This window comes from Streptomyces lavendofoliae (assembly GCF_014649735.1).
Classification (GTDB): domain Bacteria; phylum Actinomycetota; class Actinomycetes; order Streptomycetales; family Streptomycetaceae; genus Streptomyces; species Streptomyces lavendofoliae.
Window position 1 is genome coordinate 129,684 of record NZ_BMTP01000003.1, and the last position, 26,012, is coordinate 155,695.

Sequence of the window (26,012 nt, forward strand, 5' to 3'; positions counted from 1 at the left end):
GGCTGCTTGCTGCTGCTACTCGAACCCGAAATACCTCTGAGCGAGAGGGCTCAGTGGGTCTCGGGACGGAGGACCTTGGTCCGGAGGACCGACTCGTTCAGGTTCATCTGGCGGTCGAGCTCCTTGACGACCGCAGGCTCGGCCTGCAGGTCGATGACCGAGTAGATGCCCTCGGGCTTCTTCTTGATCTCGTAAGCGAGACGACGACGGCCCCAGGTGTCGACCTTCTCGACCTTTCCGTTGCCCTCACGGACGACGGAGAGGAAGTTCTCGATCAGCGGGGAGACAGCGCGCTCCTCGAGATCGGGGTCGAGGATGACCATCACCTCGTAGTGACGCATGTGGAACCCACCTCCTTTGGACTCAGCGGCCACGGTCGTTCCGTGGCAGGAGGGTCGTGATGCGTGAGCAACGGTATCCGCCGCCACTGACAATCACCCTCGCGAACGGGGGATCCGGATCAGGGCATGGGCAGACACCGGTGCAGACCGTACAGAGTACCCGCACACCGGCTTCCGGTTGAAATCCGGTGGCCAGGGGACGCAATCTGTACACATCGGGTGCGTGCGGCGCTACGATGCGCCGCCTTCCGGCACAGCCAGGAGGTACCTCATGGCCCAGGCATTCCACCGTCACCCCACCTCGTCCCTCTTCGCCACGGACGGCAAGCCCCATCCGCTCCAGGACACGCTGATGGCGGTGACTCTGGTGCTGGGAGCCGTCGCCTTCGTCACGGCCCAGTTCCACAGCCTCCACCTGATCAGTTCGTGGGCCGGGCTGATCGGCATCGTCACCGGCGCCTACGGCCAGTACATCTCCGAGACGACACGCGAACGCACCCTGCTGATCATCGGTATGGGGGCCTCGGCGATCGGTCTGGGGCTCGGAATGGCCCACGGCGGCCTCTTCGGCGGCGTGCTCGGTTAGGCCCTCCTGGCGTACGGCCAGTCGGGGCGCTCCCCGGTGCCAGTAGGCTTCGGCGCGAGAGCCGGAGCCCCTGTACCCATGGGGACACACCTGCCGAGGAGCGCCCCGCATGAGCCTGACCCTGAGGACCATCAGCCGAGAGCAGCATCTGGCGTACATCCAGAGCCTGCCTGCGGCGAGTCACTGCCAGGTCCCCGCATGGGCTGATGTGAAGACCGAGTGGCGGTCGGAGAACCTGGGCTGGTTCGACAAGGACGGCACGCTGGTCGGCGCCGGCCTGGTGCTCTACCGCCAGCTTCCGAAGATCAAGCGCTACCTCGCGTACCTGCCGGAGGGCCCGGTGATCAACTGGTACGCGCCCAACCTGGACGAATGGCTCCAGCCGATGCTGGCGCACCTGAAGAACCAGGGCGCCTTCTCGGTGAAGATGGGCCCGCCGGTCGTGATCCGCCGCTGGGACGCGGCCGCGATCAAGTCGGGCATCCAGGATCCGGACGTCAAGCGCCTGCGCGACGTCGAGGCCTCGCACATCGAGCCGCGCGCCTTCGAGGTGTCCGACCGGCTGCGCAAGATGGGCTGGCAGCAGGGTGAGGACGGCGGCGCCGGCTTCGGCGACGTACAGCCGCGTTACGTCTTCCAGGTGCCGCTGGCCAACCGGTCGCTCGACGACGTCCTCAAGGGCTTCAACCAGCTGTGGCGGCGCAACATCAAGAAGGCCGAGAAGGCCGGCGTCGAGGTCGTCCAGGGCGGTTACGAGGACCTCGCCGAGTGGCAGCGGCTGTACGAGATCACGGCCGTGCGCGACCGGTTCCGGCCCCGCCCGCTGTCGTACTTCCAGCGCATGTGGACCGTCCTCAACAACGAGGACCCCAACCGCATGCGGCTGTACTTCGCGCGCCACAACGGCGTGAACCTGTCGGCGGCCACCATGCTCGTCGTCGGCGGCCACGTCTGGTACTCGTACGGCGCCTCCGACAACATCGGCCGCGAGGTCCGGCCCTCGAACGCCATGCAGTGGCGCATGCTGCGCGACGCCTACGCGATGGGCGCGACCGTCTACGACCTGCGCGGCATCAGCGACTCGCTGGACGAGACCGACCACCTCTTCGGCCTGATCCAGTTCAAGGTGGGCACCGGCGGCGAGGCCGTCGAGTACATCGGCGAGTGGGACTTCCCGCTGAACAAGCTGCTGCACAAGGCTCTGGACATGTACATGTCCCGCCGCTGACGTTCCGTAGTCTCGTACACACCTCTGACACACCGCAGCCACAGAAAGGTTCCGGGCCGGCCATGGCGCTCTCCCTCTACGTCGACACCGCTCGCTGGCGGGCGCACCAGAAGACCGTGATCGACCAGTTCCCGGGCATCGTCCCGGTGTGCAAGGGCAACGGTTACGGCTTCGGCCACGAGCGCCTGTCCGAGGAGACGTCCCGCTTCGGGGCCGACATGCTGGCGGTCGGCACCACCTACGAGGCGGCCCGCATCAAGGACTGGTTCGGCGGTGACCTGCTGGTCCTCACCCCGTTCCGGCGCGGTGAGGAACCGGTTCCGCTGCCGGACCGGGTGATCCGCTCGGTGTCGTCCGTGGACGGCGTCCACGCCCTCGTCGGCGCCCGGGTCGTCATCGAGTGCATGAGCTCGATGAAGCGGCACGGCATCGGCGAGCACGAGCTCGGCCTGCTGCACGCGGCCATCGAGGACGTGCGCCTGGAGGGCTTCGCCCTGCACCTGCCGCTGGACCGCACCGACGGCACCGACGCCGTCGAGGAGGTCATCGGCTGGATGGACCGGCTGCGTGCGGCCCGGCTGCCGCTGCACACCATGTTCGTCAGTCACCTCAAGGCCGACGAGCAGGCACGGCTCCAGCAGCAGTTCCCGCAGACCCGGTTCCGGGCGCGCATCGGTACGCGGCTGTGGCTCGGCGACCACGAGGCGACGGAGTACCGCGGCGCGGTCCTGGACGTCACCCGCGTCGCCAAGGGCGACCGTTTCGGCTACCGCCAGCAGAAGGCGGCGTCCGACGGCTGGCTGGTCGTCGTCGCCGGCGGCACGTCGCACGGGGTGGGCCTGGAGGCGCCGAAGGCCATGCACGGCGTGATGCCGCGCGCCAAGGGCGTGGCGCGGGCCGGCCTGGCGACCGTGAACCGCAATCTGTCGCCGTTCGTGTGGGCGGGCAAGCAGCGCTGGTTCGCCGAACCGCCGCACATGCAGGTGTCGATCCTGTTCGTGCCGTCCGACGCCCAGGAGCCGAAGGTCGGCGACGAGCTGGTCGCCCACCTTCGGCACACCACGACGCAGTTCGACCGCCTGGTCGAGCGGTAGGACCGCCGGGCGCCACGGGTCACCGGGCGCCACCGGACACCGGCGCCACGGGTCACCGGGCGCCGCGGAGCACGGGGCCGGCCGGGCGTCCCGCCCCCGGGCTCATCCGGCCGCCCTCCGCCGGACGGCCGGGGGCCCGGCCCGCGCCCTTCACTCCCGTACGGCGCCCCACTCCACCCGCGGGCCCTGGACCGCGTGTGCGGCGTGCTGCGGCGGGTGCGCGGCCCGGCCCAGGACGAAGACGTCCTCGGAGCGGTCCAGGACGCCCCCGGACGGGTCGTCCGTCCCGTCGCGCCGGACCCCGTCCCGTTCGGGCATCAGGATGTCCCGCACCACCATGGCGCACAGGAACAGCGTCCCGGCCAGGTGCAGGAGGATCGCGAACTGGTAGCCCTCCGTCGGCAGCCCCTGCTTGTTGCCGCTCGTCGTGTAGGCGAGGTACATCCAGATGCCGGTGAAGTACATGACCTCGCAGGCCTGCCAGACCAGGAAGTCGCGCCAGCGCGGGCGGGCCAGCGCGGCGAGCGGGATCAGCCACAGCACGTACTGCGGCGAGTAGACCTTGTTGGTGAGGATGAACGCCGCGATCACCAGGAAGGCCAGCTGGGCGAACCGGGGCCGGCGCGGCGCCGTCAGCGTCAGGGCGGCGATCCCGAGGCAGGCCAGCGCCATCAGCACGCTGGCGTACGTGTTGACCGCCTCCGGCGTGATGTTCGCGCCCGTGCGCTGGGTGATGACCAGCCAGAAGGACCCGAAGTCGATGCCCCGGTCCTGGCTGAAGGTGTAGAACTTCTTCCAGCCCTCGGGCGCCAGCAGCATCACCGGCACGTTCACCGCGAGCCAGGAGGCGGCCGTGCCCAGCACGGCGGCCCCGAACTCCCGCCATTTCCAGGCCCGCCAGCACAGCAGCAGCAGCGGCCCCAGGAGCAGGAACGGGTAGAACTTGGCGGCGGTGGCGAGGCCCAGGAGGACCCCGAAGGCCAGTGGCCGCCCGCGGGACCACAGCAGCATGGCGGCGGCGGTGAGCGCCAGGGCAAGCAGGTCCCAGTTGATGGTGGCGGTGAGCGCGAAGGCGGGCGCCAGGGCGACCAGCAGGGCGTCCCAGGGGCGGTCGCGGTGGGTGCGGGCGACACAGACGGCGAGGACGGCGGCGCAGGCCATCAGCATGCCCGCGTTGACCATCCAGTACATCTGCTCGCGGTACTGCAGGTCCCCGTCGAAGGGCAGTGTCAGCCATGACGCGACCTGCATGAACAAGCCGGTCAGCACCGGGTACTCGAGGTACTCCATGTCACCGCCGAGGCGGTCGAAGTACGGGATCAGCCCGTCGGCGAAGCCCCGCCCGATGAACAGGTGCGGGATGTCGGAGTAGCAGGCGTGGGTGTACTGCGAGCTGGTGCCGCGGAACCACGCCCAGTTGTAGCAGGGCAGCTTCTGCACCATGCCGAGCGCGAACATCCCGATCGTGACCAGGGCGACCACCCGGACGGGCGTGACCGCGCCGCCGCCGAGCCGGGCCCAGCGGCCGACGGGGCCGCCGATCAGCTCGCTGCCGGCGGCTGCGACCTCGTCCCGCCGGGTCGGGGACACGACGGGCCGGTCCGGGGAGGCGCTCGTCGTCTTGTGTGGGCTCGGCATGGGGACATCCTGCCGTACCCGGCTGTGGACGGGCGCGGCCTGTGGACAACCGCCCTCCGACGTCCCGGCCGCCGCGCGACGCCGGGCCCGGACAACGGCGAGGGCCGCCGCGTCCGGCGTACGCGCGCGCTGTGCGTACCCGGTGCGGCGGCCCTCGCTCCGCGGCCCTCGGCGGCGGCGGGGAACCCCGGGGCCCTAGCCCTCCGTCCCGCCGAACCAGCCGCCGTTGCCGCCGCCGTTCCCATTGCCGTTGGTCGCGCCGCCGGTGGTCACCGACGGGCTGGGACTGACCCCGCCGGTCGTGGTGCCGCCCTCGTCCGTACCGCCGGTGTCGGTGCCGCCACCGCCGTCCTGGCCCTCGACCTGTCCGCCGTCCTGTCCGCCGTTCTGGCCGCCGTCCTCGTTGTTGCAGTCCCAGTCGAAGGGACCGCACGAGGGCTCGGCGGGCTTGGAGCTCTCCGACTTCGACGGGGTGGGCGAAGGGCTCTGCGACGGCGTCTGGGACGGCGTCGGCGAGGGCGAGTCCGACGGCGTGGGCTCGGGGCTCTTGGCGCCGCCGCCGTACACCGTGTCGGCCTCCAGCGGCTCCGGCTCGGGGAAGCGCTCGACCTCCTGGCCCTTGAGCGCCGCCGACATGTACTTCTGCCAGATCTCGGACGGGAAGGACGAACCGTGGATCTTCTGCTGCCCGCCCGTGCCGAACATCTTCAGGAACTTGCGGTTCTTGTTCGCCGCGTTGTCGTCCATCCGGTACATGTCGATGGCCGTCGCCAGCTGCGGCGTGTAACCGACGAACCAGGCGGACTTGTTGCCGTCGGTGGTACCGGTCTTGCCGGCGACCTCACGGCCCGGGATGGCCGCGTTGTTACCGGTGCCCTCGGGGTCCTCGACGACGTCCTTCAGCACGTCGGTGACGTTGCTGGCGATGGCGGACGAGAAGGCCTGCTCCGTCTTGGCCTCGTGCTTGAAGATCGTCTCGCCGCGCTTCCTCACCTCCGTCACGGAGAACGGGTCACGCTGCTTGCCGTTGGCCGCGAAGGTGGCGTAGGCGCCCGCCATGCGGATGGCGCTGGGGTCGGAGATACCGATCGAGAACGACGGCACGTTCGCCGCGACCAGGCTCTCCTTGCGGAGGCCGGCCTTGATGGCCGTCTGCCTGACCTCCTCGATGCCGACGTCCATGCCCAGCTGGACGAAGGGCGAGTTCGCCGAGTGGATCATCGCCTCACGGAGGTTGATGTCACCGTAGCTCTGGTCGCCGTCGTTGACCTGGAGCCACTCCTCGCCGTCCTCGTTGTGCCAGACGCTGCCGTCGTATTTCTTGATCTTGAGCTTGTTCTGGCCGTTGTAATACGTCTTGTCCGGGTCGACCGTCCGCCGCTGGTCCGGGCCCTGCACCGCCTCGCCGGCGGGATCGCGGACGCCGTACTCCATGGCGGCGGCCAGCACGAAGGGCTTGAACGTCGAGCCCACCTGGGCACCGGTCTGGTCGGCGTTGTTGGTGAAGTGCTTGGTCGCGTCGGAGCCGCCGTAGATGGCGACGATCGCGCCGGTCCTCGGGTTGACCGAGGCGCCGCCGAACTGGACGTGGCTGTCGGTGTCGGGACGCTTCTCGGGGTCGATGTTGGCCTTCTCGACCTTCTCGACGGCCCGCTTCAACGCCTCGACCTTCGGCTTCTCGAAGGTCGTGCGGATCTCGTAGCCGCCCTGGGCGAGCTTCTTCGCCGTGATGCCGACGTCGTTGTTGTTGATGACGAACGCCTTGGCCAGGTCCACCATGTAGCCCACCTGGCCACTGAGCCGCGCTTCCTTCTTCGGCGGCTGCGGCATCGGGAACTCGGTGTACTTGGCCCGCTCCGCGGCGTCCAGGCGGCGGTCCTTGACCATCTCGTCGAGGATCCACTTCCACCGCTTGGTGGCCGCCGTCGTGTTGGCCTCCGGCGTGGCCCGCGGGTCGATGTCCACGGAACCGGCCGGGTCGTAGTACGTGGCACCCTTCAGCAGCGCGGCCAGGAAGGCGCACTGGCTGGCGTTGAGCTCCTTGGCGTCCTTCTCGTAGTACGTCCGCGCCGCGGCCTGGATGCCGTAGGCGCCGCGCCCGTAGTAGGAGGTGTTCAGGTAGCCCGCCATGACCTCCTCCTTGTCCCCCTCCATACCGGCCTTGAGGGAGATGAAGAGTTCCTTGGCCTTGCGGCTGATGGTCTGGCTCTGGTCGTCCAGCATCGCGTTCTTCACGTACTGCTGGGTGATGGTGGAGCCACCCTGGGTCTGCTCACCCATGGCCATGTTGTAGAAGGCCCGGCCGATGCCCTTCGGGTCGACGCCCTTGTCGTCCCAGAACGTCTTGTTCTCGGCCGAGACGACCGCGTTCTGCATGTCCTTGGGGATCTGCTTGAAGTCGAGGATCTGCCGGTTGATCTCACCACCGGTGGCGGCCATCTGCGTGCCGTCGGCGTAGAGGTACACGTTGTTCTGCGCCGTGGCGATCTTGACGGCCTGCGGCACCTCGACCATGGAGTACACCACCGTGGCCGCGCCCAGGGACGCGACCATGAACCCCAGGGACAACCCGGTGACGAGCTTCCAGGACGGCACCCAGCGACGCCATCCGTACTTGTCGTGGCGCGGGTAGTCGACCAGCCGCTTCTTGCCCGGTACACCTCCGCGTGCGCCCCGCCCCCCGGCGGCTGCGACGGCACTCTCGGTACCCCGTCGGCGCCCGCCGCGCTGGGCGGCCCGGCGGGCCTCCGCGCGACTGCCGTACGCGCGCTCCTCGCCGCCGCCGTACGGGTCGGCAGGAGATCCTGTACTGGCTCCCCGCGCCTGGGCCGCCCTGCGGCCGGAGGGCTGCTGGGCGGCTCGCCTGGCCGCGGCACGTCCGCCACCCTGCGGCTGCGGCGGTTTGCGACGGTGCTCGCTCATCGAACGACTACTCCTCGGGCAGGCGAGTACGCCTGGAAGCGGCAGCTGGGTTCCGGTCCCCCCGAAATGGTTACGGACCAGCCCTGGCTGGGGCTCATCCGCGATGCACTCAGAACGAGGACGCCTACCGGCGTCGCTTGGTTCCCACTGGTGTGCATGCCGCACAGACTACGCACGGTCAAAAACCCCTGAGGACCGAAGTTCATCCCAAATCAGGCAAGTCGATTACTGCGAATTGACTATGTGACGCCGCTCACCCTAACCGCCCTTGTCGGAGGTGCCGGGCCGTTCTATCGTCAGGATGTATCGAGTCGATACATCAGCACGGCATAAGAGCCACGGCGTACGAGTCGGCGAAGGCGGAGGAGGGCAGCGGATGAGCAGACGGTCCGGCATCCTCGAGTTCGCCGTCCTCGGCCTGCTCCGCGAAGCCCCGATGCACGGGTACGAGCTGCGCAAGCGGCTCAACACGTCGCTGGGGATCTTCCGGGCCTTCAGTTACGGGACCCTTTACCCCTGCCTCAAGACGCTGGTCGCAAACGGCTGGTTGATCGAGGAACCGGGCAGCGCCCCCGAAGACGCCCTCGCCGCCTCCCTCGCGGGGCGCCGCGCCAAGATCGTCTACCGGCTGACGGCCGAAGGTAAGGAGCACTTCGAGGAGCTTCTGTCCCACACGGGGCCGGACTCCTGGGAGGACGAGCACTTCGCCGCCCGGTTCGCCTTCTTCGGCCAGACGGAACGCGAGGTGCGGATGCGGGTGCTGGAAGGCCGGCGCAGCCGCCTGGAGGAGCGCCTGGAGAAGATGCGCGCCTCCCTCGCCCGTACGCGGGAGCGCCTGGACGACTACACGCTCGAGCTTCAGCGGCACGGCATGGAGTCCGTGGAGCGCGAAGTGCGCTGGCTGAACGAGCTCATCGAGAGCGAGCGGGCGGGGCGGGACCAGCGACGGTCCGGTCCCGGGACCCCGAAGGCCGGCCAGGCCCCCGAGGGCTCCGCCGACGCTCAGCAGGACGACACATCTGGAGAGACGGGCGGCCTGCCCCGGCACGGGGGCAGTACCCGGCCGGATCCGTCCGACGACACCGCCAAGTGAGACCCTGCGACCTGCAGGGTTTCGAAGATCAACACAGGGAGCAACCGGAATGGGTTCGGTTCGCGTAGCCATCGTCGGCGTGGGCAACTGCGCCGCCTCGCTCGTGCAGGGCGTCGAGTACTACAAGGACGCCGACCCGGCGGCCAAGGTGCCGGGTCTGATGCACGTGCAGTTCGGCGAGTACCACGTCCGGGACGTCGAGTTCGTGGCCGCCTTCGACGTGGACGCGAAGAAGGTGGGTCTTGACCTCGCGGACGCCATCGGCGCCAGCGAGAACAACACCATCAAGATCTGCGACGTGCCGTCGACGGGCGTGACCGTCCAGCGCGGCCACACCCTGGACGGCCTGGGCAAGTACTACCGCCAGACCATCGAGGAGTCCCCCGAGGCCCCGGTCGACGTCGTCCAGGTCCTCAAGGACAAGCAGGTCGACGTCCTCGTCTGCTACCTGCCGGTCGGCTCCGAGGACGCCGCGAAGTTCTACGCCCAGTGCGCCATCGACGCCAAGGTCGCCTTCGTCAACGCCCTCCCGGTCTTCATCGCCGGCACCAAGGAGTGGGCGGACAAGTTCACCGAGGCCGGTGTCCCGATCGTCGGTGACGACATCAAGTCGCAGGTCGGCGCCACCATCACGCACCGCGTCATGGCGAAGCTGTTCGAGGACCGGGGCGTCGTCCTGGACCGCACGATGCAGCTGAACGTCGGCGGCAACATGGACTTCAAGAACATGCTCGAGCGTGAGCGCCTGGAGTCCAAGAAGATCTCCAAGACGCAGGCGGTCACCTCGCAGATCCCCGACCGGGACCTCGGCGAGAACAACGTCCACATCGGTCCCTCGGACTACGTGGCCTGGCTGGACGACCGCAAGTGGGCGTACGTCCGCCTCGAGGGCCGTGCCTTCGGTGACGTCCCGCTGAACCTGGAGTACAAGCTCGAGGTCTGGGACTCCCCGAACTCGGCGGGTGTCATCATCGACGCCCTGCGCGCCGCGAAGATCGCCAAGGACCGCGGCATCGGCGGCCCGATCCTCTCCGCCTCCTCGTACTTCATGAAGTCCCCGCCGGTCCAGTTCTTCGACGACGAGGCCCGTACGAACGTCGAGAAGTTCATCAAGGGCGAGGTCGAGCGTTAAAGCTCCGCCCCACCGCCGAAGGTCCCCGTGGCATCTGCCCGGGGACCTTCGGCGTATGTGACCCTTGCTGCCATGCCTGTCGTACGTGATCTGCGCGTACTCGTGCGCCTGACGAACTTCCGCCGCCTGCTGGCCGTACGACTGCTCTCCCAGTGCGCCGACGGCGTCTACCAGGTCGCGCTCGCCACGTACGTCGTCTTCTCCCCCGAGAAGCAGACCTCCCCCGCCGCGATCGCCACCGCCATGGCGGTCCTGCTGCTCCCGTACTCCTTCGTCGGCCCGTTCGCGGGTGTCCTGCTGGACCGGTGGCCGCGTCGCCAGGTCTTCCTCCACGGCAATCTGCTGCGCGCGCTGCTCGCGACCGGCACGGCGTTCCTCATCCTGTCCTCCGTGCCGGACTGGCTGTTCTACGCGTCGGCGCTCGCCGTCACGGCCGTCAACCGGTTCGTCCTCGCCGGCCTCTCGGCGGCCCTGCCCCGGGTCGTGGACCCCGGCCGGCTCGTGATGGCCAACTCCCTCTCGCCCACCGCCGGCACCCTCGCCGCGACGGCGGGCGGCGGGCTGGCCTTCGTCGTGCGGCTGGCGGGTCCCGGTTCCGACGCCGCGGTGGTGCTGCTGGGCGCCGGCCTCTACCTGTGCTCGGCCCTCGCCTCCCTGCGCATGGGCCGCGATCTGCTCGGACCGGACCCGGCCCGGGTACGGCCGCGGCTCGGGGCCGCACTGGCCTCGACGGCCAAGGGACTGGTCAGCGGGGTGCGTCATCTCGGCCGGCGGCGGGCGGCGGCCCGGGTGCTCGCCGCGATGGCAGTGATGCGCTTCTGCTACGGCGCGCTGACCGTGATGGTGCTGATGCTCTGCCGGTACGCGTGGTCGTCGACCGAGTCGGCGGGGCTCGCCCTGCTGGGGCTGGCCGTCGGCGCCTCGGGGGCGGGGTTCTTCGCCGCGGCCGTGTTGTCACCCTGGGCGGTCGAGCGCCTGGGGCGGATCGGCTGGATGGTGGGGTGTGCCGCGTCGGCGGCGGTGCTGGCGCCCGCGCTGGGCTTGCTCTTCGCCCCCGCGCCCATGCTGGTCGCCGCCTTCGTGCTCGGGCTGGTCACCCAGGGTTCCAAGATCGCCACGGACACGGTGGTCCAGCTCGCGGTGGACGATGCGTACCGCGGGCGGGTCTTCTCGCTGTACGACGTCCTCTACAACACGGCCTTCGTCGGCGCGGCCGGGATCTCCGCCCTCATGCTGCCCCCCGACGGCCGATCGGTCCCGCTGGTCGTCATGGTCGCCCTGCTGTACGCCGGCGTCGCCGTCACGCTCGGACTTCGCAGGCGCGCGGACGCCGTGCTCTGACGCGAACGGGGGCTGGTGTTTCACGTGAAACACCAGCCCCCGTTCGGCGCTCCCGGGGTGGCGGGGCCGTGTTTCACGTGAAACACGGTCCGGCCACCCGACGCTCAGCTCTGCCCGGCCCACCATTCCTTGAGCGCGGTGACGGCGTCCCCGCGCTCCATGGGGCCGTTCTCCAGCCGCAGCTCCAACAGGAACTTGTACGCCTGGCCGACCGCCGGTCCCGGGCGGATGCCGAGGATCTCCTGGATCTCGTTGCCGTCCAGGTCGGGCCGGATGGCGTCCAGCTCCTCCTGCTCCTGCAGCTTCGCGATGCGCTCCTCCAGCCCGTCGTACGCCCGGGAGAGGGCCGCCGCCTTGCGCTTGTTCCGGGTGGTGCAGTCCGAGCGGGTCAGCTTGTGCAGGCGGCTCAGCAACGGACCGGCGTCGCGCACATAGCGGCGTACGGCGGAGTCGGTCCATTCGCCGGTGCCGTATCCGTGGAAACGCAGGTGCAGCTCCACCAGGCGCGAGACGTCCTTGACCATCTCGTTGGAGTACTTGAGCGCGACCATGCGCTTCTTGGTCATCTTCGCGCCGACCACCTCGTGGTGGTGGAAGGAGACCCGTCCGTCGGACTCGAAGCGGCGCGTACGCGGCTTGCCGATGTCGTGCAGGAGCGCTGCCAGCCGAAGCACCAGGTCGGGACCGTCCTCTTCCAGGTCGATGGCCTGCTCCAGCACGGTCAGCGAGTGCTCGTAGACGTCCTTGTGCCGGTGGTGCTCATCGCTTTCGAGCCGCAGCGCGGGAAGCTCGGGCAGCACGCGCTGGGCGAGACCGCTGTCGACGAGCAGGCCCAGGCCCTTGCGGGGGTTGCCGGAGAGGATCAGCTTGTTGAACTCGTCCCGCACCCGTTCGGCGGAGACGATCTCGATGCGCTCGGCCATCCGCTGCATCGCGTCCACGACCTCGGGAGCGACCTCGAAGTCCAGCTGCGCCGCGAAGCGCGCGGCGCGCATCATCCGCAGCGGGTCGTCGGAGAAGGACTCCTCCGGCGTCCCCGGCGTCCGCAGGACGCGTCCGGCCAGGTCCTCCAGCCCGCCGTGGGGGTCGATGAACTCCTTCTCCGGCAGGGCGACGGCCATCGCGTTGACCGTGAAGTCACGCCGGACCAGGTCCTCCTCGATCGAGTCGCCGTAGGACACCTCCGGCTTGCGGGAGGTCCTGTCGTACGCCTCGGAACGGTAGGTCGTGACCTCGATCTGGAAGACCTGATCCGTGTCCCCGACCCGGGCGGCCTTCTGCACGCCCACCGTGCCGAAGGCGATCCCGACCTCCCACACCGCGTCGGCCCACGGCCGGACGATTTTCAGAACGTCCTCGGGCCGGGCGTCGGTGGTGAAGTCCAGGTCGTTGCCGAGCCTGCCGAGCAGCGCGTCCCGTACCGATCCGCCGACCAGGGCGAGGCGGAAGCCGGCCTCCTGGAAGCGACGGGCGAGGTCGTCGGCTGCGGGGGACACGCGCAGTAGTTCACTGACCGCGCGGCGTTGCGCCTGGCTCAGTGCAGTCGGGTTGTCTTCGTTGGCGTTCGGCACAACAGAAAAGGGTACGTGCCCCGGCCCCGGGCGGCGTCCCGCTTTTCCGCGGCCCCGAGCCCCTGCTTCCCGGTTCCTCCCGGCCCTCGCGTAGCCGATCATGTGGAGCAGTCCGCGGCACTCAGCCCCGGCGCTCCTCGTTACCATGCGGGGACGCAGGAACCGACGAACCACCAACGGCAACAGACGACGAGGACGGGCGAGCGCGTGGCCGAGGCGGCAGACTTTCAGAGCACGAGTCGCTCTCCTGCCCGGCGGTGGCTACGACGCGCGGCTTCCGCCCTCGTGAGTGCGCCGGTCCTGGCGACCCTGCTGTACGTCCCCGCCGCTCCCGCGTCCGCCGCCGAGAAGGCGTCCCCGTCCCGGACCGTCGATGTGTCCCTGGACACGTTGACGCCCACCACACCGGTCGAGGGGGACACCCTCACGATCAGTGGCACGGTGACGAACGAGGGCAAGGAGACGGTGAACGCCGCACACGTCGACCTGCGGCTCGGCTCCCGTATGGCCAACCGGGGCGAGATCGACGCGGTGGCCAGGCGCACCGGCTTCAGACCGGGCGACGACGGCGCGGCGCTCGGCGGCCCGTACCGCGTGAAGATCCCTCAGCTCGCCGCCGGCATCAGCAAGGACTTCAGCATCGCCGTACCGGTCGACAAGCTCGGTCTCGACGACGAGGGTGTCTACCAGCTCGGGGTCTCCCTCACGGGCCGGACCGGGAGCACCCGCTACGACCAGGTGCTGGGGATCGAGCGGACCCTCCTGCCCTGGCAGCCCGAGGCCACCGAGAAGAAGACCCAGGTCACGTACCTCTGGCCGTTGATCTCCTCGACGCACCTGTCCGCCGAGAGCGGTTCGGACGACCAGCAGACGCCGGTGTTCGAGGACGACGCCCTGGCCGCGGAGCTCGCTCCGGGAGGCCGGCTGGAGCGGCTCGTCGCGCTCGGCGCGGAGCTTCCCGTCACCTGGGTCGTCGACCCGGACCTGCTCGCCACGGTCGACGCGATGACCCGGAACTACCAGGTCAAAGCCGGTGACGAGCGAGTCCCCGGCAAGAACCAGGCCATCGCCAAACAGTGGCTGAACAGTCTGGACAAGGCGGTGCAGGGGGACAAGGTGGTGGCCCTGCCCTACGCCGACCCCGACCTGGCGTCCCTCGCCCACCGGGGCAAGGACGTCTCCGGCTCGCTGAGTCATCTCCAGCCGGCGACCGAGGTGGCCGAGAGCACGGTCGAGACGATCCTCCATGTGAAGCCGTCCGTGGACTTCTCCTGGCCGGTCGACGGAGCGGTCGACCCCTCGATCGTCGACATCGCCACCTCCGCCGGCGCCGACAAGGTGATCGCCCGCAGCGACAGCATCCGCGACGAGCTGCCCTACACGCCCAACGCCGCACGGCCCATCGGCGGCGGCACCACCGCAGTCGTCACCGACGCGTCCCTGTCCACGGCCTTCGAGGGCGACATGACCCGGGCGGGGAACTCCACGCTCGCCGTCCAGCGGTTCCTCGCCCACACCCTGGCCGTCACCCAGCAGCAGCCGGGCAAGCTGCGCAGCATCGTGGTCGCCCCGCAACGGATGCCGACCGCCGCGCAGGCCCAGTCGATGGCCACCGCGCTGCGGGCCCTGTCCGCCCAGCGCTGGACGCAGCCCAGCGACCTGCTCGCCGCGGCGGCGGCCAAACCCGACGACCGGGCCACGACGAAGGTTCCGGGCGCCAGGAAGTACCCGGCCAAGCTCCGCAAGCGGGAGCTGCCCGTCCAGGCCTTCCAGGACATGAAGATCACCCAGGACAGCCTGGACAACTTCAAGGTCATTCTGACCATGGCGTCCCGGGTCGTCACACCGTTCGGCAACGCGATCAACCGGGAGATGTCGACGTCCTGGCGCGGCAGGGCCGAGCCGGCGGCGGCGTACCGGAAGAGCGTGCAGGTCCATCTGCTGGACCTCACCTCCGAGGTCCAGCTGATCGACAAGTCAGACCTCACCCTCTCCGGACGCAGCGCCACCATCCCGGTCACGGTGCAGAACCAGCTGTTGCAGGACGTCGAGCACCTGGTCCTGCGCCTGACGTCGACCAAGCCGACCCGCCTGAAGCTGAACGGCGGCAACGCGGTGACGGAGCTGCCGGTCAAGATCGCCGGCGGCCACAGCCAGTCGGTGAAGTTCACGGCGTCCGCCAACGCCAACGGCCCGGTCCCGATGACGGCCCAGCTCTACACGGAGGACGGCAAGCCGTACGGCAAGCCGATGACCTTCACCGTGAAGGTCTCCGAGATCACCCCGACCGTGATGCTGGTGATCGCCGGCGGCTTCCTGCTGCTGGCCCTCGCCGGCATCCGGATGTACACCCACCGCAAGCGCGCCGCCGCGCGCGAGGCCGACCCGGGTGAGGAGCCCGGCCCGGAGGGCGAGGCGGGGACGCCGCCCGCGACCGGCCCGGAGGGCGCCGCGGAGACCACCCCGGAGGGCGCCTCGGAGGACGCCTCGGAGACCACCTCGGGGGCCGGGAGGACGACTGCGCCGAGCGACGATCCCGAGCAGCCGAGTGACCCGGTGCCGGACACCGGAGCGCAAAGCACCGACCCGTCGGGCCAGGGTGAGAAAGTGGACCGTTGAGCGATGTCGTGGCCGGTCGGCCGGGGACGATGAGGTGGGGTAAACCATGAACGCGCCGTACGACGGTGACCGCGGTCAAGGCGCGGGCGGCGGCAGCGCGCCTGCCGGGGGGACGTTCCCCCCGGCCGGCCATGTCCCGCCCCCGGGCCCGCCGCCCACCCCGGACCCGTACGTCCAGCACGCCTACGAGCAGGACCCGTACGGAAGCCATGACCTGACCGCGCAGGACCCGGTCGGCGAGGCGCTCTACGACAGAGCGGCGCACCCTCCGCCCCCGCCGGGCACCTACGAGGAGCCGCGGCCGCTCTACCAGCAGCCCGCGGCGCCGCAGTACGCCCCGGACCCGCGTGTCTGGGCCCAGACCCCGCCGCCCGAGCCCGACGGACCCTCCCGCCACCTCCCTTACGGCGACGACGCCCGGACCGTTCAGTTCACCGGCGTCGACGACCTGGTCACGCACGCCGCCGAGGAGCAGCCCGAGCAGGACGCGTTCGCGCACCTGTACCGGGACCAGCAGGCCCACGGGCAGCCGCCGGCCCCCCGGGAGCCCGAGCCGGAACCGGCTGCCGCGCCCGCGCCCGCGCCCAAGAAGTCGGGCGGCCGCGCGTCCGGCCTGTTGAAGTCGAGCGCCGTGATGGCGGCCGGCACGCTGGTGTCCCGTCTCACCGGCTTCGTGCGCAGCCTGGTGATCACCGGTGCCCTGGGCGCCGCGCTGCTGGGCGACACCTACACCATCGCGGCCACCCTGCCGACGATGATCTACATCCTGACCGTCGGCGGCGGGCTCAACTCGGTCTTCGTCCCCCAGCTCGTCCGCTCGATGAAGGACGACGAGGACGGCGGAGAGGCGTACGCCAACCGCCTGCTGACGCTGGTGATGGTCGCACTGGGTGTGATCGTCACCGTCGCCGTGTTCGGCGCCCCGCTGCTGATCCGGGCCATGTCGGACACCATCGCCGGCGACGCGTCGGCGAACGGCGTGGCCGTCACCTTCGCCCGCTTCTGCCTGCCCACCATCTTCTTCATGGGCGTGCACGTGGTGATGGGTCAGATCCTCAACGCCCGGGGCCGGTTCGGCGCGATGATGTGGACCCCGGTCCTCAACAACATCGTCGTCATCTTCACCTTCGTCATGTTCATCTGGGTCTACGGGTCCTCCGCCGAGACCAGGATGGGCGTCACGACCATCCCTGACGAGGGCATCCGCCTGCTGGGCATCGGGACGCTGCTCGGCCTGGTGGTCCAGTCGCTGGCGATGATCCCGTACCTGCGCGAGGCCGGTTTCCGCTTCCGCCCCCGCTTCGACTGGAAGGGTCACGGCCTCGGCAAGACGGTCAGACTCGCCAAGTGGACCGTCCTGTTCGTCCTCGCCAACCAGGCCGGTGTCGTCGTCGTGACGCAGCTGGCCACGGCGGCGGGCAAGGCCTCCGGCCAGGACGGCGCCGGTTTCCTGGCGTACTCCAACGCCCAGCTGATCTGGGGCATGCCGCAGGCCATCATCACCGTCTCGGTCATGGCCGCGCTCCTGCCGCGCATCTCGCGCGCCGCCCACGACAACGACGCCGGCGCGGTCCGCGACGACATCTCCCAGGGACTGCGGAACTCCGCCGTCGCGATCGTGCCCGTCGCCTTCACCTTCCTGGCCCTCGGCGTCCCGATGTGCACGCTGCTGTACGCCTCCAGCGGCACCGAGGCCGCCCGGAGCATGGGCTTCATCCTGATGGCCTTCGGCCTCGGCCTCATCCCCTACTCGGTGCAGTACGTCGTCCTGCGCGGCTTCTACGCCTACGAGGACACCCGGACGCCCTTCTACAACACCGTGATCGTGGCCGCCGTGAACGCGGCGGCGTCGGCCGCCTGCTACGTCCTCCTGCCCGCCAAGTGGGCCGTCGTCGGCATGGCCGCCTCCTACGGCCTGGCGTACGCCGTCGGTGTCGGTGTCGCGTGGCGCCGCCTGCGCAACCGGCTGGGTGGCGACCTGGACGGCGCGCACGTCGTACGCACCTACGCCAGGCTGTGCATGGCGTCCGTCCCCGGAGCGGTCCTCGGCGGCGCCGCGGGCTTCGCGATCCTCAGGGCCCTGGGTGACGGTGCCCTCGGGTCGCTCGCGGCACTCGTGGGCGGTGGGATCGTACTGATGGCCGTGTTCTACGTCGCGGCCCGCAAGATGCGGATCGCGGAGCTCAACGCCATGGTCGGCATGGTGCGCGGACGCCTCGGACGCTAGAGAACGAGGACTGGCACAACCATCGCCGGCGACCGCGTGTCGTGCATGGCGCCGGACTGTGGGCACAATTGGCATGGCTGTTGGATGTGGCGCAACGGATGGGGAGGCAGGAACGACGGTGGCGGAACGTAGCACGGCTGCCGTCGACGTGGCCGACAACAGCGGAAACGACCCGCTGACCGCCAAGGCGGACGAGGCCGCGAGCGACGGGGTGGCGGAAGCGCAGGACACGGCGGAACGGTCCGCCCAGGACGGCGACGGCGAACGGCGGGACAGCGAGCAGACCGTCATCACCACGCCCGAGCTCCACAGTGGTCACAAACTCGCCAGACGGTACCGACTCGAGGAGTGCGTCACCCGTCTGGACGGGTTCAGCAGTTGGCGTGCCGTCGACGAGAAGCTGCGCCGGGCCGTCGGGGTCCACATCCTCCCCGCCGACCACCCGAGGGCCCGGTCGGTGCTGGCCGCCGCACGCTCGTCCGCGCTCCTCGGCGACCCCCGTTTCGTCCAGGTCCTGGACGCGGTCGAGGAGAACGACCTCGTCTACGTCGTCCACGAGTGGCTGCCGGACGCCACGGAGCTCACCGCTCTGCTCGCGGCCGGCCCGCTCGAAGCGCACGACGCCTACCAACTCGTCAGCCAGGTCTCCCAGGCCATGGCCGCCGCCCACCGCGAGGGCCTCGCCCATCTGCGGCTCACACCGAGCGCCGTCCTGCGGAGCTCCACGGGCCAGTACCGGATCCGCGGACTCGCCGTGAACGCCGCCCTGCGCGGCATCAGCGCCGACCGTCCCCAGCGCACCGACACCGAGGCGATCGGTGCCCTGCTGTACGCGGCGCTGACCAAGCGCTGGCCGTACGAGAACGACGCCTACGGCCTGTCGGGGCTGCCCAAGGGCGTCGGGCTGATCCCGCCGGACCAGGTACGGGCCGGCGTGCACCGCGGACTGTCCGAGATCGCCATGCGCGCCCTGGTCAACGACGGAGCGACCGCCTCCCGGCAGGAACCCCCCTGCACCACCCCCGACGAGCTCGCCAAGGCCGTCGCGGCCATGCCCCGCATCCGCCCGCCGGAGCCCGAGTTCCCGACGCCCCTGGACTTCCAGCGCACGACGTACCAGCAGGGCAACTACGGCCGCCCTCAGACACGCGCCGGTGCGGCGGCCACCGCGGCCATGCCGATGCCGCCTCCCCCGCTGCAGAGCCGAACCGGCAAGGCCCTCAAGTGGGCCGTGTCGGCGCTCCTCATCGCGGCCCTGGGGCTGGGCAGCTGGCAGGTGGCGGACAAGCTGCTGGACCAGGGGAGCAACGAGAAGACCGGCGAGACCGGTACCCGGACGACTCCGGGCGGCCAGAACCAGAAGAAGCCTCAGCGGCCCGCCCAGCCGCTGCGCATCTCCGACGCCCGTGAGTTCAAGCCCGGAGGGTCTGGAATACAGGAGGACGAGGTGGCTAACGCGGTGGACGACAGCGCCGACACCGCCTGGATCACCCCCCAGTACTTCTCCTTCCCCAACTTCGGCAACCTCCCCGACCGTAAGCACGGCAGCGGGGTCATCGTCGACCTCGGCAGCGTGCAGAACGTCCGGGGCATCGATGTGTCCATGTACCGCGCCGGGCAGAAGGCACAGGTGCTCACCGCCGACGAAGGGGCGACCGACCCCAGCACGCCGGATGACTTCCCGCACCGCCTGACCGAACTCGAGACCGTGGGCGACACCCTCAAGGCCAGCGTGGACAAACCCGTCCGCACCCGTTACGTGCTCGTCCACATCACCGAGCTGCCGCACGACGGCCGGGGCGGCTACCGTGGCGGCATCTCCGGCATCAAGGTGCTCGGTTGACGCCTGCGGGCTCGACGACGGGCGGAGGGGAGGTGGCGGCATGACGAGCGGGGCGACCGAGGGTCTCGGTGACCACGACCTCCTGGCGCGCCATGTCGCCGGCGATCCGGACGCCTTCGGCGAGCTCGTACGCCGGCACCGGGACCGGCTCTGGGCGGTCGCCCTGCGCACGCTGGGGGACCGCGAGGAGGCCGCTGACGCCGTCCAGGACGCTCTGGTGTCCGCCTTCCGGGCCGCCCACACCTTCCGCGGCCAGTCGGCCGTCACGACCTGGCTGCACCGCATCACCGTGAACGCGTGCCTCGACCGGGCCCGCAAGGCCGCCTCCCGCAGAACCTCACCCGTCGACGACACGGAGCGCCTGGAGCAGCTTCTGGAGCCGCACGAGTCCGCCGAGGCCCCGGCCGAGCGCCAGGACCTGCACCGCGAGCTGTTCGCCGCGCTCGGGAAACTGCCCGCGGATCAGCGCGCCGCTCTGGTCCTGGTGGACATGCAGGGCTATCCGGTCGCCGAGGCGGCGCGTGTCCTCGACGTACCGACGGGGACGGTGAAAAGCCGCTGTGCGCGGGGGAGGGCCCGGCTTCTCCCTCTGCTCACTCATCTGCGCGGTGACACCGTGGATAACGATGGCCTGGACCGGGCAAGGAACCGGACGCCGGGGACATCCGTCCCACCGGCGTCGGGACCAAGGGACGCAGGACCGAGTGATCCTGCTGCTGTGAAGGGCGGAGGTGGGCGCGCGTGACCACGACCGACACGACTCAGCACCCGGACGTCTCGGAGATCTCCGACCTCACGGAAGGGCTGCTGCCACCGTCCCGGACCGCCGACGTCCGCGCGCACCTCGACAACTGCGCGCTGTGCGCCGATGTCCGGTCCTCCCTGGAGGAGATCCGGGGGCTGCTGGGTACGCTTCCCGGCCCCGCCCGGATGCCGGCCGACGTCGCGGGGCGCATCGACGCGGCCCTGGCCGCCGAAGCACTGCTGGACGCCACCGCACCCGCCGAAGCGGCACGGCATGTTTCACGTGAAACAACGGCTGCCCCCGTTCCCGCCGAGGCGGAGCACCTGGACCGCCCCGCCGGGCGCCCACGAGCCGCCACGGGTCCGGGCCGGCAGCGACCGGCACGACGCCGGCGGCGTACCGCCGTCCTCGGCGCGGTCTTCGGTGCCGCGGCCATGGGGGTCAGCGTCCTGCTCTTCCAGGTCGTCCGGTCCGGGGACGACTCCTCCGGTTCGAAGACCGCCGATACCGCTGTGAGCTCACCCGAGGACGGCACGTTCTCCGGCACGGCCGTGGAGGACCGGGTGGACGCGCTGCTGGCCACTCCCGAGCCCCCCAAGGCGGCCCGGACCGAGAAGCAGCCTCCCTCCGTCGACCGACCGTCGACGATGTTCACCCAGGAGGCTGTCACCGTCCCGGCCTGCGTCCAGGCGGGCACGGGGCGCGAGGAGCGGGCTCTCGCCGCACAGGCCGGCACCTACGAGGGCAAGGCCGCCTATCTGGTGGTTCTGCCGCACGCCACGGACCCTTCCCAGGTCCAGGCGTACGTCCTCGACGCCTCCTGCACCACCCGGAAGACGGCCAAGGCCGACGTGCTCCTGACCCACGCCTACCCTCGCCCCTGACACCGCTCCCGTGCCGCTCGGACACCTCGGGAATGCTCGCCCCGTAGGATCCGTTGGGTGGGGTGAGAGGTCCTAGACCCGGCCCCCGTAGGCAGTAGGCAGTCCGCAGAGACGAGGAAGAAACCCGTGAGCGACGTCCGTAACGTGATCATCATCGGTTCCGGGCCCGCCGGCTACACGGCTGCGCTGTACACCGCGCGAGCCTCGCTGAAGCCGCTGGTCTTCGAAGGTGCCGTCACCGCCGGTGGTGCGCTCATGAACACGACTGACGTGGAGAACTTCCCCGGCTTCCGTGACGGGATCATGGGCCCCGACCTGATGGACAACATGCGGGCCCAGGCCGAGCGCTTCGGCGCCGAGCTCGTCCCGGACGATGTCGTCTCGGTCGACCTGACCGGCGACATCAAGACCGTGACGGACACGGCGGGCACGGTGCACCGGGCCAAGGCCGTGATCGTGACGACCGGCTCCCAGCACCGCAAGCTGGGCCTGCCCAACGAGGACGCGCTGTCGGGCCGCGGCGTCTCCTGGTGCGCCACCTGTGACGGGTTCTTCTTCAAGGACCAGGACATCGCCGTGGTGGGCGGCGGCGACACCGCCATGGAGGAGGCGACCTTCCTCTCCCGGTTCGCCAAGTCCGTGACCATCGTCCACCGCCGGGACACCCTGCGCGCCTCCAAGGCCATGCAGGAGCGCGCCTTCGCCGACCCGAAGATCAAGTTCGCGTGGGACAGCGAGGTCGCGGCGATCCACGGCGAGCAGAAGCTGTCCGGCCTGACGCTGCGCAACACCAAGACCGGTGAGACCTCCGAGCTGGCGGTCACGGGTCTGTTCATCGCCGTGGGCCACGACCCGCGCACGGAGCTGTTCAAGGGCCAGCTGGAGCTGGACGACGAGGGCTACCTCAAGGTGAACGCGCCCTCGACGCGCACCAACCTGACCGGTGTCTTCGGCGCCGGTGACGTCGTGGACCACACCTACCGCCAGGCGATCACGGCCGCCGGTACCGGCTGCTCCGCCGCCCTGGACGCCGAGCGCTTCCTGGCGGCCCTCGCCGACGGTGAGAAGGCCGCCGAGCCGGAGAAGACCGCGACGGTCTGACCACCGATCCCCACCCACACCCCGCGAAGTGAAGGAGGCCGCCGTGGCTGGCGACCTGAAGAACGTGACCGACGACTCCTTCGAGAAGGACGTCCTCAAGAGCGACAAGCCCGTGCTGGTGGACTTCTGGGCTGCCTGGTGCGGCCCCTGCCGCCAGATCGCGCCGTCGCTGGAGGCCATCGCCGCCGAGCACGGTGACCAGATCACCGTCGTCAAGCTCAACATCGACGAGAACCCCGCCACGGCCGCCAAGTACGGCGTCATGTCGATCCCGACGCTGAACGTCTACAAGAACGGTGAGGTCGACAAGACGATCGTCGGCGCCAAGCCGAAGGCCGCGATCCTTCGTGACCTGGAGCCCTACATCGGGGACCCGGCCGCCAAGGCCTGACGCCGCTGTTTCACGTGAAACACGAACGGCCCATCCCCCGGGGGATGGGCCGTTCGGCGTAGGAGCATTCGCCCGCCGCCACCAGGGCGCCTCTACAAGGGCCGCAGCGCTGGCTCCTTCTGCACGGCTCCGAGCAGGCGGTCCAAGGCCATCTCGACGTCTTCCTTCCACGACAGGGTCGTCCGCAGTTCCAGACGAAGCCTCGGGTACGCGGGATGGGGACGCACCGTCTTGAAGCCCACGGCCAGCAGGTGGTCCGCCGGCAGGACGCAGGCCGGCTCCTTCCAGCGGGCGTCACCGAACGCCTCGATGGCTTTGAAGCCGCGCCGCAGCAGATCCTTCGCCACCGTCTGCACCATCACCCGTCCCAGTCCCTGTCCCTGGTAGCCGGGGGCGATCCACGCCGTCATCAGCTGGACGGCGTCGGGCGACACGGGACTGGTGGGGAAGGCGGTCGACCGCGGCACATAGGCGGGCGGCGCGTAGAGCACGTACCCGACTGGCACGTCGTCCACGTAGACCACACGGCCGCAGGACCCCCAGTCCAGCAGCACGGCGGAGATCCAGGCTTCCTTCTCCAGCTCCGGAGTGCCCGCCTTTACCGCGGCCTCTCCGCTGACCGGATCAAGCTCCCAGAAGACGCACGCGCGACACCGTTGGGGGAGATCCGGAAGGTTGTCCAACGTGAGCGGTACGAGCCGACGCCCCATGAAGGCTGTTCCTCACTTCCTTCGCCTGCCGCTCCGAGAGCGGCGGTCAGCGCGCTCCGTTCCCGGAGCAAGCTGCCGATGAACCCGCCGACCGCACCGAGCCCCAGTCCTGCGGTCAACAGTTGGCTGCGGGTCACCTCTCGCATGCCTGGCTCTCCCTTCGAGGTGGATCAGGCGGATGCGCATACCAGAACGCATCGTATCGATCGGGTGATGACGCGCATACGGGAAGAGGCCAAAGGGCGGGCCGTGTTCCGGTGAACTCCGGAACACGGCCCGCCCTGAGAATCTCCGGACAACCGGGGAGGGACGTCCCTCTCAGCCCTGGTCGCCGTCCTGGGGGTCCTCCTCGGCCAGTCCCTTTTCCAGGACCCGGCCCTCCCCCGGAGCAAGGGTGCCGAGAATGCGCTCCAGATCCTCCATTGAGGCGAACTCGACGACGATCTTGCCCTTCTTCTGCCCGAGATCCACCTTCACCCGCGTCTCGAAGCGATCGGAGAGCCGGGTGGCCAGCTCCGAGAGCGCCGGCGAGACGCGGGCGCCGGCACGCGGACCCTTCGCCTTCGAGGGGCTGCTGGGCTCGGAGCCCATCAGCGTCACGATCTCCTCGACGGCCCGGACCGACAGGCCCTCGGCCACGATCCGGTAGGCCAGCCTCTCCTGGGCCTCGGGGTCCTCGACCGAGAGGAGTGCCCTGGCGTGCCCCGCCGACAGCACACCGGCGGCGACCCGGCGCTGGACGGTGGGTGACAACCGCAGCAGGCGCAGCGTGTTCGAGACCTGCGGACGGGACCGCCCGATGCGGTCGGCCAGCTGCTCGTGGGTGCAGTTGAAGTCCTTGAGCAGCTGGTCGTAGGCCATGGCCTCCTCGACCGGGTTGAGCTGCGCCCGGTGCAGGTTCTCCAGCAAGGCGTCCAGCAGGAGCTTCTCGTCCTCCGTGGCACGAACGATCGCCGGAATGTGCTCCAGACCGGCCTCACGACAGGCCCGCCAGCGACGCTCGCCCATGATGAGCTCGTAGCGCTCGGGCGCCAGTTGCCGCACGACGACCGGCTGGAGCAGCCCCACCTCCTTGATGGAGGTCACCAGCTCGGCCAGGGCGTCCTCGTCGAACACCTCGCGCGGCTGGCGCGGGTTCGGCGTGATGGCGTCCAGCGGGAGCTCGGCGAAGTAGGCGACGGCCTCCGTCTCGGGCTGGGCGACGATCTCCGGCTCCGCGACGGGCTCACTGTCGACGGGCTCAGGGCTCTTCGGGAGGGCCGCCACCTTCGCAGCCGCCACTCCGCGCTCCGCGGGAAGCGACGGAATCGCCCCCGGGGAAGTGGATCCCGCACCCACCGACGTCGTCTGCCGCTCCTGCGGCGCGGCGGGGATCAGCGCGCTGAGTCCTCGCCCCAGCCCCCTACGTCGCTCGCTCACTGGTTCCCCTCCGACATGCTGTGCTGGTTGTTCTGGCTACCCGTAGGGGTGTGCTGGGCGTCGTAGTGGATACCGACGCCCCGCAGGGCGATCTCGCGCGCCGCTTCGAGATACGACAGCGAGCCGCTGGAGCCGGGATCGTAGGTGAGGACCGTCTGCCCATAGCTCGGGGCCTCGGAGATACGGACCGACCGCGGAATGCTCGTCCGCAGAACCTCGTCACCGAAGTGGCTGCGGACTTCCTCCGCCACCTGGGAGGCCAGCCGCGTCCGGCCGTCGTACATGGTGAGGAGGATCGTCGATACGTGCAGGGACGGGTTGAGGTGCCCCCGGACCAGGTCGACGTTCCGCAGCAGCTGGCCGAGTCCCTCCAGCGCGTAGTACTCGCACTGAATGGGGATGAGCACCTCGGCACCGGCCACCATGGCGTTGACCGTGAGCAGGCCCAGCGAGGGCGGGCAGTCGATGAGGATGTAGTCCAGCGGCTGCTCGTACGCCTGGATCGCCCGCTGGAGCCGGCTCTCCCGCGCCACCAGCGACACCAGCTCGATCTCCGCACCGGCGAGATCGATGGTGGCCGGTGCGCAGAAGAGTCCTTCCACGTCGGGGACGGGCTGGACCACGTCGGAGAGCGGCTTGCTCTCCACCAGGACGTCGTAGATCGACGGAACGTCGGCGTGGTGATCGATGCCGAGGGCAGTGGAGGCGTTGCCCTGCGGATCGAGGTCGATGACCAGGACGCGGGCGCCGTGGAGGGCCAGCGAGGCGGCGAGGTTGACGGTCGTGGTGGTCTTGCCCACCCCGCCCTTCTGGTTGGCGACCACCATGATGCGGGTCTGCTCAGGCCGGGGGAGTCCCTCTCCTGCGCGTCCCAGAGCCTCTACCGCCAGCTGGGCGGCTCGGCCGATGGGGGTGTCGTCCATCGGGGGCGGTGTTTCACGTGAAACATCCTCCCCCGCCGATTCGGTTCGGGGACCGGGGACCGGCTCGGTCATCGGTCCCGCGATGTTGGCGTCGGACCGCAAGGATTCACTCTCCTCGGCTTCAGGCTCGCGATGAGGAGAGCCTGCCATGCTTTCGGGGTCGTGAACCAGCGAGGCCCGTGGTTCTGTGGAGAACTCCACCTC

At 69.9% G+C, this 26,012-nt stretch carries 20 protein-coding genes; 13 read left to right on the forward strand and 7 right to left on the reverse strand.

Going from position 1 to position 26,012, the window contains the following annotated elements; genetic code table 11:
- Positions 1-50 precede the first annotated feature (50 nt).
- Complete coding sequence (gene rpsF / locus IE109_RS06245; RefSeq protein WP_004950685.1) at positions 51-341, reverse strand: 30S ribosomal protein S6; 291 nt, start codon at positions 339-341, stop codon at positions 51-53.
- A 271-nt stretch (positions 342-612) separates the two neighbouring features.
- Between rpsF and IE109_RS06250 the strand changes: the two genes are divergently transcribed.
- The 3 genes from IE109_RS06250 to IE109_RS06260 all read left to right on the forward strand — a co-directional run bounded on the left by IE109_RS06250 (position 613) and on the right by IE109_RS06260 (position 3,249).
- Positions 613-927: a hypothetical protein gene (locus IE109_RS06250; protein ID WP_189549739.1), complete on the forward strand. Its 315-nt coding sequence runs from the start codon at positions 613-615 to the stop codon at positions 925-927.
- 109 nt (positions 928-1,036) lie between these two features.
- Positions 1,037-2,155, forward strand: coding sequence for a lipid II:glycine glycyltransferase FemX (locus IE109_RS06255; RefSeq protein ID WP_189549740.1), 1,119 nt, complete (start codon positions 1,037-1,039; stop codon positions 2,153-2,155).
- A gap of 62 nt (positions 2,156-2,217) precedes the next feature.
- Positions 2,218-3,249, forward strand: a complete 1,032-nt coding sequence (locus IE109_RS06260; RefSeq protein WP_189549741.1) for an alanine racemase — start codon at positions 2,218-2,220, stop codon at positions 3,247-3,249.
- A gap of 150 nt (positions 3,250-3,399) precedes the next feature.
- Here IE109_RS06260 and IE109_RS06265 read toward each other — a convergent pair whose 3' ends face one another.
- Positions 3,400-4,887 (reverse strand): glycosyltransferase family 87 protein, encoded by a 1,488-nt coding sequence (locus IE109_RS06265; RefSeq protein ID WP_189549742.1) that lies wholly within the window; start codon positions 4,885-4,887, stop codon positions 3,400-3,402.
- Between the two features lie 195 nt (positions 4,888-5,082).
- Entirely contained in the window at positions 5,083-7,809 is a 2,727-nt protein-coding gene (locus tag IE109_RS06270) for a transglycosylase domain-containing protein (RefSeq protein WP_189549743.1), read from the reverse strand.
- Between the two features lie 376 nt (positions 7,810-8,185).
- Here IE109_RS06270 and IE109_RS06275 point away from each other — a divergent pair, with 376 nt between their 5' ends.
- The 3 genes from IE109_RS06275 to IE109_RS06285 all read left to right on the forward strand — a co-directional run bounded on the left by IE109_RS06275 (position 8,186) and on the right by IE109_RS06285 (position 11,375).
- Complete coding sequence (locus IE109_RS06275) at positions 8,186-8,902, forward strand: PadR family transcriptional regulator (protein WP_189549744.1); 717 nt, start codon at positions 8,186-8,188, stop codon at positions 8,900-8,902.
- Positions 8,903-8,951: 49 nt separating this feature from the next.
- Positions 8,952-10,034, forward strand: coding sequence for an inositol-3-phosphate synthase (locus tag IE109_RS06280; protein WP_189549745.1), 1,083 nt, complete (start codon positions 8,952-8,954; stop codon positions 10,032-10,034).
- A gap of 72 nt (positions 10,035-10,106) precedes the next feature.
- Positions 10,107-11,375: an MFS transporter gene (locus tag IE109_RS06285; RefSeq protein WP_189549746.1), complete on the forward strand. Its 1,269-nt coding sequence runs from the start codon at positions 10,107-10,109 to the stop codon at positions 11,373-11,375.
- 104 nt (positions 11,376-11,479) lie between these two features.
- Here the strand turns inward: IE109_RS06285 and IE109_RS06290 are convergent, their stop codons facing one another.
- A complete protein-coding gene (locus IE109_RS06290; RefSeq protein ID WP_189549747.1) occupies positions 11,480-12,946 on the reverse strand; it encodes a CCA tRNA nucleotidyltransferase in 1,467 nt (488 codons plus the stop codon).
- Between the two features lie 207 nt (positions 12,947-13,153).
- On the opposite strand from IE109_RS06290, the gene IE109_RS06295 reads away from it, so the two are divergent.
- The 7 genes from IE109_RS06295 (at position 13,154) to trxA (ending at position 22,756) form a co-directional block, all read left to right on the forward strand.
- Complete coding sequence (locus IE109_RS06295; protein ID WP_189549748.1) at positions 13,154-15,565, forward strand: DUF6049 family protein; 2,412 nt, start codon at positions 13,154-13,156, stop codon at positions 15,563-15,565.
- A gap of 46 nt (positions 15,566-15,611) precedes the next feature.
- Positions 15,612-17,792, forward strand: coding sequence for a murein biosynthesis integral membrane protein MurJ (gene murJ, locus IE109_RS06300; protein WP_189549749.1), 2,181 nt, complete (start codon positions 15,612-15,614; stop codon positions 17,790-17,792).
- A gap of 118 nt (positions 17,793-17,910) precedes the next feature.
- Entirely contained in the window at positions 17,911-19,635 is a 1,725-nt protein-coding gene (locus IE109_RS06305) for a protein kinase family protein (RefSeq protein WP_189549750.1), read from the forward strand.
- A 40-nt stretch (positions 19,636-19,675) separates the two neighbouring features.
- Positions 19,676-20,380 carry an RNA polymerase sigma factor SigM gene (gene sigM, locus IE109_RS06310; RefSeq protein WP_189549751.1) on the forward strand — a complete coding sequence of 235 codons (705 nt, stop codon included), beginning with the start codon at positions 19,676-19,678 and terminating at the stop codon, positions 20,378-20,380.
- A complete protein-coding gene (locus IE109_RS06315) occupies positions 20,377-21,264 on the forward strand; it encodes an RsmA family anti-sigma factor (protein WP_189549752.1) in 888 nt (295 codons plus the stop codon). Before sigM ends, IE109_RS06315 begins: the two co-directional genes overlap by 4 nt.
- A gap of 126 nt (positions 21,265-21,390) precedes the next feature.
- Complete coding sequence (gene trxB / locus IE109_RS06320; RefSeq protein ID WP_189549753.1) at positions 21,391-22,365, forward strand: thioredoxin-disulfide reductase; 975 nt, start codon at positions 21,391-21,393, stop codon at positions 22,363-22,365.
- A 43-nt stretch (positions 22,366-22,408) separates the two neighbouring features.
- Entirely contained in the window at positions 22,409-22,756 is a 348-nt protein-coding gene (gene trxA, locus IE109_RS06325; RefSeq protein WP_189549754.1) for a thioredoxin, read from the forward strand.
- A gap of 92 nt (positions 22,757-22,848) precedes the next feature.
- Here the strand turns inward: trxA and IE109_RS06330 are convergent, their stop codons facing one another.
- From IE109_RS06330 to IE109_RS06340, 3 genes are all read right to left on the reverse strand, one after another.
- A complete protein-coding gene (locus IE109_RS06330; RefSeq protein WP_189549755.1) occupies positions 22,849-23,466 on the reverse strand; it encodes a GNAT family N-acetyltransferase in 618 nt (205 codons plus the stop codon).
- Between the two features lie 318 nt (positions 23,467-23,784).
- Positions 23,785-24,885 carry a ParB/RepB/Spo0J family partition protein gene (locus tag IE109_RS06335; protein WP_189549756.1) on the reverse strand — a complete coding sequence of 367 codons (1,101 nt, stop codon included), beginning with the start codon at positions 24,883-24,885 and terminating at the stop codon, positions 23,785-23,787.
- Entirely contained in the window at positions 24,882-25,958 is a 1,077-nt protein-coding gene (locus IE109_RS06340; RefSeq protein WP_189549757.1) for a ParA family protein, read from the reverse strand. Before IE109_RS06340 ends, IE109_RS06335 begins: the two co-directional genes overlap by 4 nt.
- Positions 25,959-26,012 lie beyond the last annotated feature (54 nt).